Annotated in this window: 15 protein-coding genes; 12 read left to right on the top strand and 3 right to left on the bottom strand. The window is 29.9% G+C overall.

Annotated features, from left to right (window positions below):
• Positions 1-86 precede the first annotated feature (86 nt).
• From H574_RS0103905 to H574_RS0103860, 10 genes are all read left to right on the top strand, one after another.
• A complete protein-coding gene (locus H574_RS0103905) occupies positions 87-1,289 on the top strand; it encodes an O-antigen ligase family protein (RefSeq protein WP_081653168.1) in 1,203 nt (400 codons plus the stop codon).
• Positions 1,279-2,478, top strand: coding sequence for a glycosyltransferase family 4 protein (locus H574_RS0103900; RefSeq protein ID WP_027879304.1), 1,200 nt, complete (start codon positions 1,279-1,281; stop codon positions 2,476-2,478). Before H574_RS0103905 ends, H574_RS0103900 begins: the two co-directional genes overlap by 11 nt.
• Positions 2,478-3,083: a sugar transferase gene (locus H574_RS0103895; RefSeq protein ID WP_027879303.1), complete on the top strand. Its 606-nt coding sequence runs from the start codon at positions 2,478-2,480 to the stop codon at positions 3,081-3,083. The genes H574_RS0103900 and H574_RS0103895 overlap by 1 nt, the downstream gene beginning before the upstream one ends.
• Before the next feature lie 2 nt (positions 3,084-3,085).
• Positions 3,086-3,727 carry an acetyltransferase gene (locus H574_RS0103890; RefSeq protein WP_027879302.1) on the top strand — a complete coding sequence of 214 codons (642 nt, stop codon included), beginning with the start codon at positions 3,086-3,088 and terminating at the stop codon, positions 3,725-3,727.
• A 2-nt stretch (positions 3,728-3,729) separates the two neighbouring features.
• Entirely contained in the window at positions 3,730-4,860 is a 1,131-nt protein-coding gene (locus H574_RS0103885) for a DegT/DnrJ/EryC1/StrS family aminotransferase (RefSeq protein WP_027879301.1), read from the top strand.
• A gap of 94 nt (positions 4,861-4,954) precedes the next feature.
• Entirely contained in the window at positions 4,955-6,916 is a 1,962-nt protein-coding gene (locus tag H574_RS0103880) for a nucleoside-diphosphate sugar epimerase/dehydratase (protein ID WP_027879300.1), read from the top strand.
• Between the two features lie 6 nt (positions 6,917-6,922).
• Complete coding sequence (locus H574_RS0103875; RefSeq protein ID WP_027879299.1) at positions 6,923-8,221, top strand: UDP-glucose dehydrogenase family protein; 1,299 nt, start codon at positions 6,923-6,925, stop codon at positions 8,219-8,221.
• On the top strand, positions 8,222-9,211 hold the full coding sequence (locus tag H574_RS0103870; protein WP_027879298.1) for a UDP-glucuronic acid decarboxylase family protein: 990 nt from the start codon (positions 8,222-8,224) through the stop codon (positions 9,209-9,211).
• Between the two features lie 7 nt (positions 9,212-9,218).
• Positions 9,219-10,631 carry an exopolysaccharide biosynthesis polyprenyl glycosylphosphotransferase gene (locus H574_RS0103865; RefSeq protein WP_027879297.1) on the top strand — a complete coding sequence of 471 codons (1,413 nt, stop codon included), beginning with the start codon at positions 9,219-9,221 and terminating at the stop codon, positions 10,629-10,631.
• Positions 10,631-11,410 carry a glycosyltransferase family 2 protein gene (locus H574_RS0103860; RefSeq protein ID WP_027879296.1) on the top strand — a complete coding sequence of 260 codons (780 nt, stop codon included), beginning with the start codon at positions 10,631-10,633 and terminating at the stop codon, positions 11,408-11,410. The genes H574_RS0103865 and H574_RS0103860 overlap by 1 nt, the downstream gene beginning before the upstream one ends.
• Here the strand turns inward: H574_RS0103860 and H574_RS0103855 are convergent.
• Positions 11,394-12,701, bottom strand: coding sequence for a phenylacetate--CoA ligase family protein (locus H574_RS0103855; protein WP_027879295.1), 1,308 nt, complete (start codon positions 12,699-12,701; stop codon positions 11,394-11,396). The genes H574_RS0103860 and H574_RS0103855 overlap by 17 nt on opposite strands.
• 287 nt (positions 12,702-12,988) lie before the next feature.
• Here H574_RS0103855 and purD point away from each other — a divergent pair, with 287 nt between their 5' ends.
• Positions 12,989-14,263, top strand: a complete 1,275-nt coding sequence (purD, locus tag H574_RS0103850; protein WP_027879294.1) for a phosphoribosylamine--glycine ligase — start codon at positions 12,989-12,991, stop codon at positions 14,261-14,263.
• On the opposite strand, the gene H574_RS0103845 is transcribed toward purD, so the two are convergent.
• Positions 14,258-14,485 (bottom strand): DUF6341 family protein, encoded by a 228-nt coding sequence (locus H574_RS0103845; protein WP_027879293.1) that lies wholly within the window; start codon positions 14,483-14,485, stop codon positions 14,258-14,260. The two genes, purD and H574_RS0103845, sit on opposite strands and share 6 nt — an antisense overlap.
• Positions 14,486-14,523: 38 nt before the next feature.
• Between H574_RS0103845 and H574_RS0103840 the strand changes: the two genes are divergently transcribed.
• Positions 14,524-15,447 (top strand): DUF6427 family protein, encoded by a 924-nt coding sequence (locus H574_RS0103840; RefSeq protein ID WP_155912577.1) that lies wholly within the window; start codon positions 14,524-14,526, stop codon positions 15,445-15,447.
• Here H574_RS0103840 and upp read toward each other — a convergent pair.
• Complete coding sequence (upp, locus tag H574_RS0103835) at positions 15,436-16,095, bottom strand: uracil phosphoribosyltransferase (protein WP_027879291.1); 660 nt, start codon at positions 16,093-16,095, stop codon at positions 15,436-15,438. The two genes, H574_RS0103840 and upp, sit on opposite strands and share 12 nt — an antisense overlap.
• Positions 16,096-16,121 lie beyond the last annotated feature (26 nt).

Raw genomic sequence — 16,121 nt, 5'->3', positions numbered from 1 at the left:
GTCTCATAAAATTCAATATAAATAACTAGATATAAAAAATATAAAAGAATAGTAATAGTATATATATGCTAATTATGATTAAGTAAATGGAAAACTTTTATAATAACTTTCAAAACAGGCTACTTTCTTTTATTATAGTATCAGGAGTTTTAAATAACTTATTAAACGCTTACATTATTGAATTTAGTTTAACCTTCCTTGTATTAATTATAGTGATTATAGATATTATATTTAATTTATCAAGACGGAAAATTAAAATACCATCTAATTATGCTATAATTATTGGTTTAATGTTTTGTTTTTATCTATTAATTATTATAACTCTGTTTTACTCTCCATCACCTAAATATAAATATATAAAGAGCATGAATTTTATTGTGAATTGTGTTACTTTATGTTATCCTCTTTTTATCAATAAAATAAACATAAAAAAAGTAATGCCTATAGTAAAATATACCGCAATCGTATTAAGTGTTTTTTTTATATATCAAAGATATAGTTATTGGTTACCCTCAAATGCTGAATATAGGGGTCCTGATAGTAGTTACATTAAATTAAGCGTTGTATATTTAGCACTAGGTGTTTTAGTTTCAATTAGCTTAATTTATGAAAGTTTTAAAAAAAATTGGTTACAAGTTTTTATACTACTTTTCATGATTTTGGCATTAGGAAGCAGAGGGTCTTTACTTTTTTCGATTATAACTTTGATTTGTTTTCATTATCAAGAAATATTTAAAATAAAAATAAGGAAGTTAAAAGGTAGCCAAAAAGTATCATTATTATTGCTCATGATAATTTTTATAGGTGTATTTATTAACTTTAGAAATAAGATTTTAAATATTATATCAACTGGAATAGCTAGATTTAAATCTTTAATAAATTTTACTGAAGATCAATCAAGTTTAGGAAGGCTTCATCATTATGATTATTCTTTTGAAACTATTCTGTCTTCACCTATTAATTTTATTTTTGGAAATGGTATAGGTAGTTATGGTATTTTATCTCAAGGTATAGATGCTCGAAAATATCCTCATAACATATTTTTAGAATCATGGTTTGAATTGGGTATATTAGGGGCAATTCTACTTATCTTTATTACTACATCTGTTCTGTTTATTAAAAACACTTCAAATACATTAAAGGGTATTTATTTTTTTCTTTTCCTAAGCGCAATGAAAACAGGAAATATTACAGATTTGTGGCTGTTATTTTTATTTTTAGGCTTAATTTTAAAAACCCATAAGGGTAATACATTTAACAAATTTTATATAAAGAAGAATGCAAAATAAAAATCTTTGGTTTTTTAATCACTACGCTCAAGGGTCTAACCTTCCTGGAGGTACTAGACATTTTGATTTAGGTTTAGAATTAGTGGAAAAAGGCTATAATGTAACCATTTTTTGTTCTGGATATCATCATACTTTACTTAAACATGTAGTAGAATATAATGACAAAGGTTTTTATGAAGAAATAAATAATGGAGTTAAGTTTATTTGGGTTAAAACTTTTCCCTATAAGGCTAATAACTGGAAGCGTATGTTAAATACAGTTTCTTACGCACTTAAATTAAATAAAATTATACCCAAGCTTGGTTTAGAAAAACCTGATTATATTATTGGATCAACAGTTCATCCTTTTGCTCCATTAATAGCATCCAAAATGGCTAGGAGGTTTAAAGCCAAATATATTATGGAAATAAGAGATTTGTGGCCTCAAACTTTTATTGACATGAATTTATGGAAAGAATCAAGTATAACGGCTAAATTTTTTAAATATATTGAAAAAATTAGTGTTATAAAAAGTTCTAAAATTATTGTATTATCACCATTAACAATAGGATATTTAAAAGATAATTATAATTACAATAAAGATAATATATTATTATTACCAAATGGTGTAAATAAAAATTACATTAATAAAGATGTATTAAATAACGAGGTGTCAAGAAAAATAAATATAACTTATTTAGGAGGTATCGAAAAAGTTCATGGATTAGAGTTCATGGTTGACTTAGCTTCAAAAATCAACGACGTTAATGTTACCTTTAATATTTATGGAGATGGTAAGGAAAAACAGTATTTAAGGAACAAGTCTATTCAATCAGGTAATAACAATATTGTTTGGCACGATCCTGTTTCTAAAAGTATAGTTCCTAACATTTTGGCTCAAGCGACTTTGTTATTTGTTTCAACATCAAATGTTCTTTATGGTAGTGAAAACAAATTATATGATTACATGGCTAGTGGTAAACCAATTGTTTTAGCAATAAGAGGTAGTCATAATGATCCAATTAAGGAAATTGGATGTGGTGTATCTTTAAGTAGAGATAACTTGGCTGAGTCTGCTACTAAATTAATGACATTTATTGATGAAGAATTTAAAAATTTTAATGATTTAGGACTTAAAGGACAATCGTATGTTATTAAAAACAGAACAATAGATTTATTAAGTGATAAATTAATCGAATTCCTAAAATAATGTATAAATCCTTTTTTAAAAGAATATTAGACTTTACAGTATCATTTATAGCCATTATTGTTTTTAGTCCAATATTTATGTTGGTCGCATTATTACTACTATTAAATAATAAAGGCTCGGTGTTTTTCTTTCAAAAAAGACCAGGTAAAAACGAACAAATCTTTAAAGTAGTCAAGTTTAAAACAATGACTGATAAAAAAGATAAAAATGGTAATTTGCTTCCAGATGCAGATAGATTAACAAATCTTGGTAAATTTGTTAGAAAAACCTCTTTAGATGAGTTGCCTCAACTTATAAATGTATTAAAAGGCGATATGAGTTTAATTGGTCCAAGACCATTATTGCCAGAATATTTACCTTTGTATAATAATACTCAAAAAAGGAGGCATTCAGTAAAACCAGGTATTACCGGTTGGGCGCAAGTAAATGGTCGTAATGCGATAAGTTGGAGTAAAAAGTTTGAATATGATGTCTGGTATGTAGACAATATGAGTTTTTTTTTAGATTTAAAAATTATAGCATTAACAATTTCAAAGGTTATAAAATCTGAAGATATAAATGCAAAAAATATGGCAACAACAGAAAAATTTAACGGTTTAAATTGAATATGGAAAAAATAGCAATTATAGGAGCAGGAGGTTTTGGTAGAGAAGTTAAATGTTTAATAGATGACCTTAACAAAGCCGATAACACCTACGAAATTATAGGTTTCTTTGATGATAATATCGAAAAAGGAAAACTAATTAATGATTATAAAGTTGTTGGAAATATTGAAGATTTAAATAAGATAGATTATAAACTTAATGTTGTTTTTGGTTTAGGTGAACCAAATCTTAAAAAAAAGATTTATAATAAACTAGGTAATAATAACTTGAAGTTTCCTAGCCTTATACATCCTTCTGTTATTAAATCAGATGATAGTGTAGAAGTAGGAAATGGATGTGTAATATGTGCAAATGTTATAATAACATGCAATATTAAAATTAAAGATTTTGTAACATTAAATTTGTGTTGTACCGTTGGTCATGATACAATAGTAGAAAGCTATAGTTCATTTATGCCATCTGTAAATATATCTGGTGAGGTTGTTATAGAAGAGTCTGTCTATGTTGGTACAGGAGCAAAAATAATTAATCAATTAACTATAGGAAACAATACAATAGTAGGAGCAGGAGCAGTAGTATCAAAGTCTTTACCTGAAAAGTGTACAGCAGTAGGTATACCAGCTAAACCTATAAAATTTCATTAAGTATGAAACCAAAAATATGGCTATCCTCACCGCATATGGGAGGAACAGAACAAAACTATGTACAAGAAGCATTTGATACCAATTGGATAGCTCCATTAGGACCTAATGTAACTGGCTTTGAAAATGATTTAGAAAATTACTTGAATAATGATAAGTATGTAGCTTGTCTATCATCTGGTACAGCAGCTATACATTTAGCTTTATTGCAATTAGGAGTTAAAAGAGATGATGAAGTAATTTGTCAAACATTTACCTTTTGTGGATCAGCAAACCCGATAACTTACTTGGGAGCAAAACCAATTTTTGTAGATAGTGAAGAACAGACCTGGAATATGAGTCCAGACTATTTAGAAGAAGCCATAAAAGATAGAATAGCTAAAGGAAAAACACCAAAAGCAATTATAATAGTTCACCTTTACGGTATGCCATCACAAATAGATCAATTATTAGAAGTTGCAAATAAATATAAAATCCCAATAATTGAAGATGCTGCAGAAGCTTTAGGTTCAACTTATGAAGGAAAAAAATGCGGTACATTTGGAGCATATTCAATATTATCTTTTAACGGAAATAAAATTATTACTACTTCTGGTGGTGGCGCATTAGTTTGTAATACAGAACAAGAAAAGAAGCAAACTATCTTTTTTGCAACACAAGCTAGAGACAATGCACCTCATTACGAGCACACAAAAATAGGTTACAACTACAGAATGAGTAATATAAGTGCAGGAATAGGAAGAGGTCAAATGGAAGTCTTAGATAAACACATTAACTTAAGAAGAGCTAATAATCAGTTTTATAATGACTTATTCAAAGACGTTAAGGGTATAGAGGTGCAACAGCAACCAACCCAAGACTACTATTCTAATTTTTGGTTAAGTTGTATATTAATTCATGATGATGCGCCATTTACAAAAGCTCAATTTCAAGCAGCTATGGATGCAGAAAATATTGAAACAAGACCACTTTGGAAGCCAATGCACCTTCAACCTATATTTAACGGTTTACCATTTTATGGAAAAAATATAAGTGAAAAATTATTTAAAAAAGGAGTTTGTTTACCAAGTGGTTCAAACTTAACAGAGAATGAGCTTAACTGTATAAAAAATGTGGTAAATAGTTTATTAGCATAAGGTTAATATCTTATCATAAAAGCGTTTTAAACTCAATAATTTCTATATTGTAGATATATTTAAGATATTTGTAAACTGTTTTTAAACAACCCAGATGCTTAATCAATTAAAACAAGCCTTCCGTCAAGTTATCGAATCTAGTCGTAAGAAGATAGATTTTAAAAATATTGGTTACCTACCAAGATGGGCTATACTTTGTTTTGATACAATAACACTACTTATCTCTTTGTTTATAACAAGGTTAGTTGTGAGCAAAATACAAAAGACGATAATTGTAGATTTTGGTTTTTCTTCGCAAGAGGTTGTCTTATTGTTAATTAATATACTGTTCTTTATCCTATTTAGGACGTATGCAGGATTAATTAGACACTCTACATTTATAGATGCTGCTAAATTTTTAATAGCAACAGCAGCTACTTTACTTTCAGTATTGTTAATCCATTATGGATATTATTTGTTTACATCAGAAGAGGTTTTCTTTATTCCGCAATTATTTATTTATGCAGTTATTTCGTTTTGTGGTTTATTTTTGTTTAGAGTTTTAGTAAAACAAATTTTTGAAATTTATCAAAGCTACAGTGATATTGATACAAAATTAAATGTATTAGTATATGGTACAGACGAAAATGCAATAGCAATTGCAAGTGCTTTAAAATCTGAAAAACCAGCAAGATATAATGTGTTAGGATTTATAGATAAAGAAGGTAAAAATAAAAGCAAAGAGATATTAGGCTTACCAATTATACATATAAATCGCAAGACAGCTGTAATTTTAAGAATTTATAATGCACAAGCTTTAATACTTGCAGATAACAGCCTTACAAAAGAAGAAAGTATTAAAATTGTTGATAGCTGTTTAGAGCATAATTATAAAGTGTTTAGAGCACCATTAATTTCTGATATAGAAAACAAAACAAACTTATCCTCTCAAATACAAAAAATACAAATTGAAGATATTTTAGAGCGTGATCCGATTAAGCTAGACAACAAACTAGTTGCTAAAGAAATTTTTAATAAAACAATTTTAGTCACAGGTGGAGCAGGTTCAATTGGTAGTGAAATAGTAAGGCAAGTAGCTAATTATAAGCCCAAAAAACTATTAATTTTAGATCAAGCAGAATCGCCTTTATATAATATTCAATTAGAAATTAAAAATAATTTTCCTGAACTACAATACGAGGCTGTTATTGCAGATGTAAGAAAAGCAGATGTATTAGAAACAGTTTTTGAAAAATATAAACCTGATGTTGTATATCATGCAGCAGCCTATAAGCATGTCCCATTAATGGAATGTCATCCTTCAGAAGCTGTATTTGCTAATATCATTGGATCAAAAAATGTTGCTGATTTAGCCTGTAAGTATAAAGCAGAAAAGTTTGTAATGGTCTCAACAGATAAAGCGGTAAACCCAAGTAACGTTATGGGTGCATCTAAAAGAATTGCCGAGATCTATGTTCAAGCTCTTCAACAAAAGGTTAATAAAAAAAACAAAGCAACAACAAATTTTGTGACAACACGTTTTGGTAATGTTTTAGGTAGTAATGGGTCTGTAGTTCCTTTATTTAAAAGACAAATTGAAGAAGGTGGACCACTAACAATAACGCATCCAGACATCATAAGATACTTTATGACTATTCCAGAAGCTTGTCAGTTAGTTTTGGAAGCAGGAGCAATGGGAAATGGAGGCGAAATTTTTATATTTGATATGGGTAAGGCTGTAAAGATTATAGACCTAGCTAAAAAAATAATTAGACTAGCAGGATTTACACCTTATAAAGACATAGATATTAAGGTAGTAGGTTTAAGACCAGGAGAAAAACTATATGAAGAGTTGTTAAGCGACAAGTCTACAACACTGCCTACATATAATGAAAAAATAATGATTGCTAAAGTAGAGACATATTCTCATTTAGAAATCAACGATCACATCCAAGAACTAATAACGATTGCAAAAGAGGAAGATAAAAATGCAATCGTTAAAAAAATGAAAGATATAGTTCCAGAGTTTATTAGTATGAATTCTGACTATGAAATTTTTGATAAAAAAATATTGTAATTACCAATGAAAATAGCCGTAATTGGTACAGGTTATGTAGGTTTAGTTACCGGAACATGCCTAGCAGAGACAGGAAATGAAGTTTTATGTATTGATATTGACCAAGAAAAGGTTAATAAAATGCAAAATGGAGAAGTTCCAATTTACGAACCACATTTAGATGTACTTTTCGAAAGAAACATTAAAGCAAATAGACTAAGATTTTCAACAAGTCTAGAAGAAGGATTAGAGCATGGAGATATTATTTTTCTTGCTTTACCAACACCAGAAGATGAAGATGGATCTGCAGATTTAAAATATATTTTAGGTGTCGCAGACAATATTGGTAAATTAATCAAAGATTATAAAGTAATCGTAGATAAAAGTACTGTGCCTGTTGGTACTTCAGATAAAGTAAAAGCTGCTATTGCAAAACATGCAAAAGTAGAATTTGATGTAGTCTCAAACCCAGAGTTTTTAAGAGAAGGATTTGCTGTAGACGATTTTTTAAAACCAGAACGTATAGTCGTTGGATCTAGTAGTGAGCGTGCAACAAAACTTATGGAAAAACTATACAAACCATACGTTAGATCTGGTAATCCAATTATTATAATGGACGAAAAATCTGCCGAGCTAACTAAATATGCTTCAAATTCCTTTTTAGCAGCAAAAATCACGTTTATGAACGAGATTGCTAACTTCTGTGAAAAAGTTGGAGCAGATGTAGATAAGGTGCGTATAGGTATGGGTACAGACTCTCGTATTGGTAAACGTTTCTTATTTCCGGGTATAGGTTATGGTGGATCTTGTTTTCCAAAAGATGTAAAAGCATTACATAAATCAGGACAAGAAAATAACTATAATTTTAAAATATTAGATGCAGTAATTAACGTCAATGCTAGACAAAAATTAGTGTTAATTCCTAAAATAGAAAATCATTTTGATAACGATTTAAAGGGTAAAAATATTGCAGTTTGGGGATTAGCTTTTAAACCAGAAACAGATGATATTCGTGAGGCGCCTTCATTATATATGATTGAAGAATTATTGTCTCAAGGAGCTAACATTACAGCGTTTGATCCAGAAGCTATGTCTAATGTAAAACGTAAGCTAGGCACTAAAATTAATTTTGCTAATTCTATGTATGAAGCGTTAAAAGACGCAGATGCTTTAGTAATCTCTACAGAATGGAGTATATTTAGAACTCCAGATTTTTCTAAAATGAAAGATCTAATGGTAGGTCATACCATTTTTGATGGACGTAATTTGTACGAAGTTAAAGATGTTGTAAACGAAGGTTTTAAATACATATCAATAGGCAGATAAATGAGTCAAAAAAGAGTTTTAATTACAGGTGCTGCAGGCTTTTTAGGTTCGCATTTATGCGATAAGTTTGTAAGTGAAGGTTATTTTGTTATCGGCATGGATAACTTTATTACTGGAGACTCTAAAAACATTGCACACCTTACAGGAAACTCTAATTTTAGATTTATAGAACATGATGTAACCAATTACATTAATATAGAAGGAAATTTAGATTATATACTTCATTTTGCATCTCCAGCAAGTCCAATAGATTATTTAAAAATCCCTATTCAAACCTTAAAAGTCGGTAGTTTAGGTACGCATAATTGTTTAGGATTAGCACGTTCAAAAGGTGCTAGAATGCTTATTGCATCAACATCAGAAGTATACGGAGATCCATTAGTTCATCCTCAAACAGAAGATTACTATGGTAATGTAAATACAATTGGTCCAAGAGGTGTTTATGACGAAGCTAAACGTTTTCAAGAAGCCATTACTATGGCGTATCATAGATTTCATGGTTTAGAGACAAGAATAGTTCGTATTTTTAATACTTATGGACCACGTATGAGACTTAACGATGGTCGTGTTATACCTGCATTTATGGGACAAGCCTTACGTGGTGAAGATTTAACCGTTTTTGGTGATGGCTCTCAAACGCGCTCATTCTGTTACGTGTCAGATCAAGTAGATGGTATTTATAGATTACTTTTAAGTGATTATGTAAACCCTATAAACATTGGTAATCCACATGAAATTTCAATTAAAGATTTTGCTGAAGAAATCATCCAATTAACAGGTACAGATCAAAAAGTGATTTACAAAGATTTACCAATTGACGACCCTATGCAACGTCAACCAGACATTACAAGAGCTAAAGATATTTTAGGTTGGGAACCAAAAGTTGGCAGAGCAAAAGGCATGAAAAAAACTTTCGAATATTTTAAAAGTTTAACTGAAGAAGAGCTTTACAAAAGCGAACACAAAGACTTTACTAATTACCATAAATAAATAGTTTATGGAGTTTAAACGCGGTAGATATTCTTGGTTGTTAAGACCATTTTTGGTGCTTTTTGACATTTTTGTCATCAATCTTTTTGCGTTTTATATTTTCAATTTTAATGAAGAAAATTTATACTTTTTCTCTTCAGCATTATTAAATAATAAACATTTATTATACATCTTTTACTCAACTATTGCTTGGTTAATGTCTACATCATTAATCAACTTTTATAGAGTATATAGATATACCTCTGTTCTTAATATAATTTCACTTTTAATCAAGCAATTTTTTGTATTTGCTATCATTGTATTTGCTTTCATAGGGATATTTAGAAGTATAGATATCCAAGCTTTTACAACATTAAAATACCTTATTTACAGTTTTGCTTGCATAGCTTTTATTAAACTAATTAGTTTTTATGTTTTAAAGAGTTTTAGAAGCTATTTAAACGGAAACGTAAGACGTGTAATCATAGTCGGTAAAAGCGAAGGCGCATTAGAACTTAAACAACTTTTTGAAATAAAAAAAGAGTTAGGATACCAGCTAAAAGGAATGTTTGCTAACACTAAAAATGAAAACGAATTTACAGGTAACATAGAAGATAGTTTTCAGTTTTTAAATGAAAATTCTGGTATTGACGAGATTTATTGTTCGATTGACGAGCTTACAGAAAATCAAGTTAATAAATACGTTAAATACGCCAATTTGCACCATTGCAATATCAAGTTTATTCCCAAAACCAATAAATTAATAACAAAACGATTAAAAACCGATTATTACAATTACCTACCTGTCTTATCTATGCAGGAAGTCGCTTTAAATAATAGTTTTAATAAATTGGTTAAGCGTACTTTTGATGTTTTGTTTTCGTTATTTGTAATTGTTTTTATTTTATCATGGTTAACGCCGCTATTATTCATTTTAATAAAACTAGAATCTAAAGGACCTTTATTTTATAAGCACAAACGTAACGGGATTAACTATAAAGAGTTTGATTGCTATAAATTTAGATCCTTAAGAGAAACTAAAGAAGTTAAAGGAACTTACGTCACTCAAGATGATAACAGATTAACCACAATTGGTAAGTTTTTAAGGAAAACAAGCATAGACGAGATACCTCAATTTTATAACGTTTTAAAAGGCGATATGAGCGTTGTAGGACCAAGACCACATATGTTGTCTTACACAGAAGATTATTCGAAAAAAATAGATAAATATAACTTCATTTTTAGACACAATGTAAAACCAGGAGTAACCGGTTTAGCGCAAATAAAGGGGTATAGAGGAGAAGTTAAAAATGATGAAGACATTATAAACCGTGTTAAATACGATAATTTTTATATCGAAAATTGGTCACTAGTTTTAGATTTAAAAATTATTTTTCAGACTACAATTAATATCTTTAAGGGACAAAAACAAGCCTATTAATGCAACCTTTAGTGTCCATTATTACTCCAATGTATAATTCAGAAAAATTTATTCTGAAAACTATTAATAGCGTTGTAAATCAAACCTATTCTAATTGGGAATTGTTGCTTATAGACGATGGTTCAACCGATAATACCATTCAAATCGTTGAAGATTTTAAGCAGAAATCCACTAACATTAAACTACTTCAAAATCCAACTAATTTAGGTGCCGCAAAATCCAGAAACAAAGGAATACTAGAAGCAAAAGGTGATTACATAGCGTTTTTAGACGCAGATGATTTATGGAAACCCAATAAGCTAGACCTACAAATTCAATTTATGCAAACCCATAATTGTGACGTTAGTTTTTCTAGTTACGAGCAAATAGATGAAAACGGTAAACCGCTAAACAAATTAGTACAAGCCATACCAAAACTTACGTATAATAAATACCTAAAAACAAACTACATTGGCAATTTAACAGGAATGTACAATGCCAAAACTTTAGGCAAAATAACAAGTCCCGATTTAAGAAAAAGACAAGATTGGTTATTATGGTTAGCTGCAATTAAAAAGTCAAGCAAACCAGCTTTAGGTATTCAAGAATCTTTAGCGTATTATCGTGTTAGGCAAAATTCAATTTCTTCTAATAAAATAGAATTACTTAAATACAATTACCTAGTCTATAAAAAAGGCTTAGGGTTTAGTACTATAAAATCGCTTTATAGAATGCTTATTTTTCTTTGGGAACATTTTATGGTAAAATCTAAGCTGATTGTTTCTACAGAGAAGAAATAAACTGCTTCAACTTTCCACTGTTTTGACGTTGTAATACCTCTTTTTGGTCAAAAACTAGCTTAAGATTTGGTTCTAAGTATTTATCAACTGCGAGTTGTATAGCTTGTTTTTGTTCATTAGTTAATTCGTTTTTAGCAACGTAACTAATTAAAAAAGAGTCCAATTGGGTTTGTTCGATAACAAATTCTTTAACGTTGGCTTTAGTATCCATCACAGTTTTAGTGACGTAATAAAAGGTCAATCCTGCTGAGGTTTTTCCACTAGGCAATTTAATAATATCACTAGTTCTACCCGTTAATTGTTCTAAAATGGGTTGTTGTAATGTGCTAGCTGTAGACAAACTTCCAATGTCACCAAGTTCGTAACGTATAAATGGATGCGCACGATTAAACAAATCAGTAATTACTACTTTCCCTGTGTCTCCGTAAGGTAACGGTTGGTTTTTCTCGTCTAAAATTTCAACATATAAATGGTTGCTATTAACCAACCATTGGTTGTCTTTATTTTGGAAAGCTATTAAACCTAATTCAGCAGCGCCATATTCGTTAACAATTGGAATATTAAATTGTTTTTCAAGTAATTGTTTGTCGGCTTCAAAAAGCATTTCAGAGGTTACAATACACACGTTTAATGTTGGGCAAATCTCTTTTAGAATGATGTTTTTTCGTTCTAAAAATTTCGCAAACTGTACAATACTACTGGTATAACCGTTAATGTAATCAAATTTTGTATGCTTAAACTTTTTCAAAACAGTTTCTAAAGCAGCATCACTCAAATCAAAAACTGAAAATCGAAAACGATTACCCAGCCAATCTTTTAAACGCTCTTTGTAATACCCTTTTTTATCTAGCGGAATGCCATAAAAACGCGCCTGTTTAGACGTATTTAAATCAATATCATACCAAGCATAACGTTGCATAAACGTAGCCCAAGTCATAGCATGCGCAAAATTGTCTTTAGCAAAGCTAAAAGGCGTACCCGAAGAGCCAGAAGTTTTATGTTGATGTACCGTTTTTTCGGTGTATTTGTTAGACAAACGATCTTTTAAAGGTTGCTGTAAATTGGCTTTGGTTAAGACAGGTAATTCGTTCCAATTATTGGAGTTAATACCGTTGCATAACTCTTGATAAAATGGCGTGTTTTCTAAATGAAATTGCACAATACTGCGTAATTGTCTACTTAGAAAATTAGCATACGCTTTCTCGTCATAACTTTCAATTAAGCGCAAGGTTTTTTTAGCTTCCTTTATCGGGAAACCTTTAAGACGTAAAGACCATTCAAATCGTTTCAAAAGGTTGAATTTTATATTGTAAATATATTACACTTTATAATGAAATTCGTCAGTTTGAGTGAATTTTCACGATTAGAAAGAGTGAAAATTTGTATCGAAAACAAGAATTTTAACTAAAATAGATCTCGATACAATTTCTCATATTTCAAAATTACTCAAACAGACAATATTTGATAAATTTCAATTACAAATTGAAAGCGAATTTAAATATTAAAACTATCTGATTAAATCCTAACAGAATTCTTTTAAATAATTATTTTTGTGCCAAACAACACAACAATCAACTCATGAATATTTTAGTATTAGGTTCTGGCGGAAGAGAACATACAATAACTTGGAAATTAGCGCAAAGCGAAAAATGTGGTAACCTTTTTGTAGCACCAGGAAACTCTGGAACAGCAAAAATTGCTAAAAATGTACCAGTTTCGGTAACCGATTTTCCTGCAATAAAAGACGTAGTACTAAACAACAATATAGAAATGGTTATTGTTGGACCAGAAGATCCTTTAGTGCAAGGTGTTCATGACTACTTTTTAGCAGACGAAGAACTTAAAAACGTCGCTGTAATCGGACCTCAAAAAGCAGCAGCAACCTTAGAAGGTAGTAAAGAGTTTGCAAAAGAATTTTTATTTAGACACAATATTCCTACTGCAGCATACCAAAGTTTTAACGCGCAAAATGTAGAAGAAGGTTATGCGTTTTTAGAGACTTTAAATCCGCCTTACGTTTTAAAAGCAGACGGTTTAGCAGCTGGTAAAGGTGTTGTTATTTTAAATGATTTAGATGAAGCTAAAGCCGAACTAAAAAGTATGCTTGTAGACGCTAAATTTGGTGATGCGAGTACCAAAGTTGTTATCGAAGAGTTTTTAGACGGCATAGAATTAAGCTGTTTTGTTTTAACCGATGGTAAAAACTATAAAATACTTCCAACAGCAAAAGATTATAAGCGTATTGGAGAAGGTGATACAGGTTTAAACACTGGCGGAATGGGAGCAGTGTCTCCAGTACCATTTGCAGACCAAACGTTTTTAGATAAAATTGAAAACCAAATTGTAAAACCAACTATTGAAGGTTTACAAAAAGACAATTTGCCATACAAAGGGTTTGTGTTTATTGGCTTAATTAAAGTTGGTGACGATCCAAAAGTAATAGAGTATAACGTGCGTATGGGCGATCCAGAAACCGAAGTAGTTTTACCAAGACTTAAAAACGACTTTGTCGTTTTGATGGATGCTATTGCAAATCAAACATTAGATAAAGTTACTTTAGAAGTAGATCAAAGAGCAGCAACAACAATAATGTTAGTGTCTGGCGGATATCCTGAAGCTTACGAAAAAGGAAAAGAAATTTTTGGAGTAGAAAAGCCTACGGATTCTATTTTATTTCATGCTGGTGCACAAGAAAAAGACGGTAAAATAGTAACGTCTGGCGGACGTGTTATGGCGGTAACTAGTTATGGAGAAACTTACCAAGAAGCCATAAAAAAATCTTACCAAACTATAGAAAATAATCTAAAGTTTGATAAGATGTATTATAGAAAAGATATTGGTTTCGACTTATAAATAAGAATGAGACGAAATACTTTTATCTTCTTCGTTGTTGTTATTAAACTTTTTTAATTGTCCCATCCAATAAACAAATGCAACAAAACCAATGATCATAAATAACCAGTTCATTATGTTTGCTGCCCACCAGTTTTCTAACTCTAATTCTCTTAAAGCGTCTAATGGAGCAAATAAAACGTTAACAAATAAATCTTGTATTGCGTAAAAAAAATCTTTCATGATTGTATATTTATACAGCAAAAATACAAAAAGAGTTAATGATTACAACAATTTTTAGTAAATCCAAACCAATTAATTTTTTAATAGTGTTTTGTGTGCTACTTGCTTCACTTTTAATATTAGAATTTAAGTATTCACACAGCCTATCGGTAAATTATGGTTTAGGTACTAAAATAAGCATGTTTTTAATAGTATTTTTTTCAGTATTAGTGCTTCATTTTATTGTTTTAAAAAATGGTCTATCACAACAAAGTAATATAGAGCTTTTAGTGTTTGCTTTATTTGTTTTAGATGTACCACAAACATTTATATCGTATAAAATTATAGTTTCTAATATGTTTATTTTGATGGCTTTACGCCGAATGATAAGCATTAGGTCTAAAAAAGAAATCATTAAAAAATTATTCGATTCTGGATTTTTAATAGGACTAGCTAGTGTCTTTTATTTTTGGTCCATATTATTCTTTCCGTTAATCATAATTTCACTATTGTTTTTTTCTGAATCTAAAGCGAAATATTATTTTATTCCGGTGTTAGGTTTAGCAACTTTAGTTGTCATTTTGTCTGCAGTTTCAGTAATATTTTATGGTGATATTTTTTCAATTTTTCCTCAGAAAATAGCCTTCAGCTTTAATTATACAGCATACAATTCGTTTCAACTCATTGGTGCAATAACAATTTTATTGTCCTTTGGGTTATGGTCTTCTGTATTTTATTTAACAACTATTAAAAAGAAAATGAGAAGTTACAGACCATCATATAAAATTATGTTTGTTGCTTGTATGTTTGCGACTGCAATTGCTATAATTACTCCAAATAAAAACGGTAGTGAGATGTTATTTTTATTCGCGCCTTTATCTGTAATTATCATGAATTACATTGAAACGATTACAGACAATTGGTTTAAAAACTCATTTTTAGCACTATTAATCATAGCACCAATTGTGCTGTTAGTTTTGTAGTTTTTCACCAAAAGCTAAGTCGCCAGCATCTCCTAAACCAGGTACAATATAGCCTTTATCATTTAATTTATCATCTACAGTAGCAATCCATAAATGAGCATCTTTAGGTAGATGTTTTTCTAAATATTCCACGCCTTCTTTAGCGCCAATAACAGCAAAAATGTGTAAGTTTTTAGCAGTCCCAAAAGGTTGTAAAGCTTTGTAGGTAGCCACTAAAGATTGTCCAGTTGCTAGCATCGGATCTGCTAAAATCAATGTTTTGTTATTTAAGTCAGGACATGCTAAATATTCAACAACAATTTCAAAAGTTTCAGGGTTTTCTTTGTGATGTCTGTAAGCAGAAATAAAAGCATTTTCTGCTGCATCAAAATAATTAAGTAATCCGCTATGTAAAGGTACGCCAGCACGTAAAACAGAGCATAAAACAATATTGTTGTCATGAGTTTTAACTTCCATTTCGGCTAAAGGTGTTGTTATTTTTTTTGAAGAAAACTCTAAGGTTTTGCTCATTTCATAACTTAAAATTTCACCTATACGTTCAATATTTCTTCTAAAACGCATACTGTCTTTTTGAACAGAAACGTCTCTAAGTTCAGCTATAAATTGGTTTAAAATCGAGTTTTCTTCAGATAAATTATGAACAATCATGACTTAATTATTAATGTGAATTACAA

Origin of the sequence: Mesoflavibacter zeaxanthinifaciens DSM 18436 (genome assembly GCF_000422365.1) — a bacterium.
In the GTDB taxonomy this organism is placed as follows: Bacteria; Bacteroidota; Bacteroidia; order Flavobacteriales; family Flavobacteriaceae; genus Mesoflavibacter; species Mesoflavibacter zeaxanthinifaciens.
Note: the sequence above shows the minus strand (reverse complement) of the source record. Positions and strands in the feature narration are given on the sequence as shown.

Excerpts from the sequence above, each read along its gene's own strand:
- H574_RS0103900 (WP_027879304.1), top strand. The coding sequence starts at position 1,279 with ATGCAAAATAAAAATCTTTGGTTTTTTAATCACTACGCTCAAGGGTCT.
- H574_RS0103845 (WP_027879293.1), bottom strand. The coding sequence starts at position 14,485 with ATGAAAGATTTTTTTTACGCAATACAAGATTTATTTGTTAACGTTTTA.
- H574_RS0103860 (WP_027879296.1), top strand. The coding sequence starts at position 10,631 with ATGCAACCTTTAGTGTCCATTATTACTCCAATGTATAATTCAGAAAAA.
- H574_RS0103905 (WP_081653168.1), top strand. The coding sequence starts at position 87 with ATGGAAAACTTTTATAATAACTTTCAAAACAGGCTACTTTCTTTTATT.
- H574_RS0103885 (WP_027879301.1), top strand. The coding sequence starts at position 3,730 with ATGAAACCAAAAATATGGCTATCCTCACCGCATATGGGAGGAACAGAA.
- H574_RS0103870 (WP_027879298.1), top strand. The coding sequence starts at position 8,222 with ATGAGTCAAAAAAGAGTTTTAATTACAGGTGCTGCAGGCTTTTTAGGT.
- H574_RS0103880 (WP_027879300.1), top strand. The coding sequence starts at position 4,955 with ATGCTTAATCAATTAAAACAAGCCTTCCGTCAAGTTATCGAATCTAGT.
- H574_RS0103875 (WP_027879299.1), top strand. The coding sequence starts at position 6,923 with ATGAAAATAGCCGTAATTGGTACAGGTTATGTAGGTTTAGTTACCGGA.
- H574_RS0103895 (WP_027879303.1), top strand. The coding sequence starts at position 2,478 with ATGTATAAATCCTTTTTTAAAAGAATATTAGACTTTACAGTATCATTT.
- H574_RS0103865 (WP_027879297.1), top strand. The coding sequence starts at position 9,219 with ATGGAGTTTAAACGCGGTAGATATTCTTGGTTGTTAAGACCATTTTTG.
- H574_RS0103890 (WP_027879302.1), top strand. The coding sequence starts at position 3,086 with ATGGAAAAAATAGCAATTATAGGAGCAGGAGGTTTTGGTAGAGAAGTT.
- H574_RS0103840 (WP_155912577.1), top strand. The coding sequence starts at position 14,524 with ATGATTACAACAATTTTTAGTAAATCCAAACCAATTAATTTTTTAATA.
- upp (WP_027879291.1), bottom strand. The coding sequence starts at position 16,095 with ATGATTGTTCATAATTTATCTGAAGAAAACTCGATTTTAAACCAATTT.
- purD (WP_027879294.1), top strand. The coding sequence starts at position 12,989 with ATGAATATTTTAGTATTAGGTTCTGGCGGAAGAGAACATACAATAACT.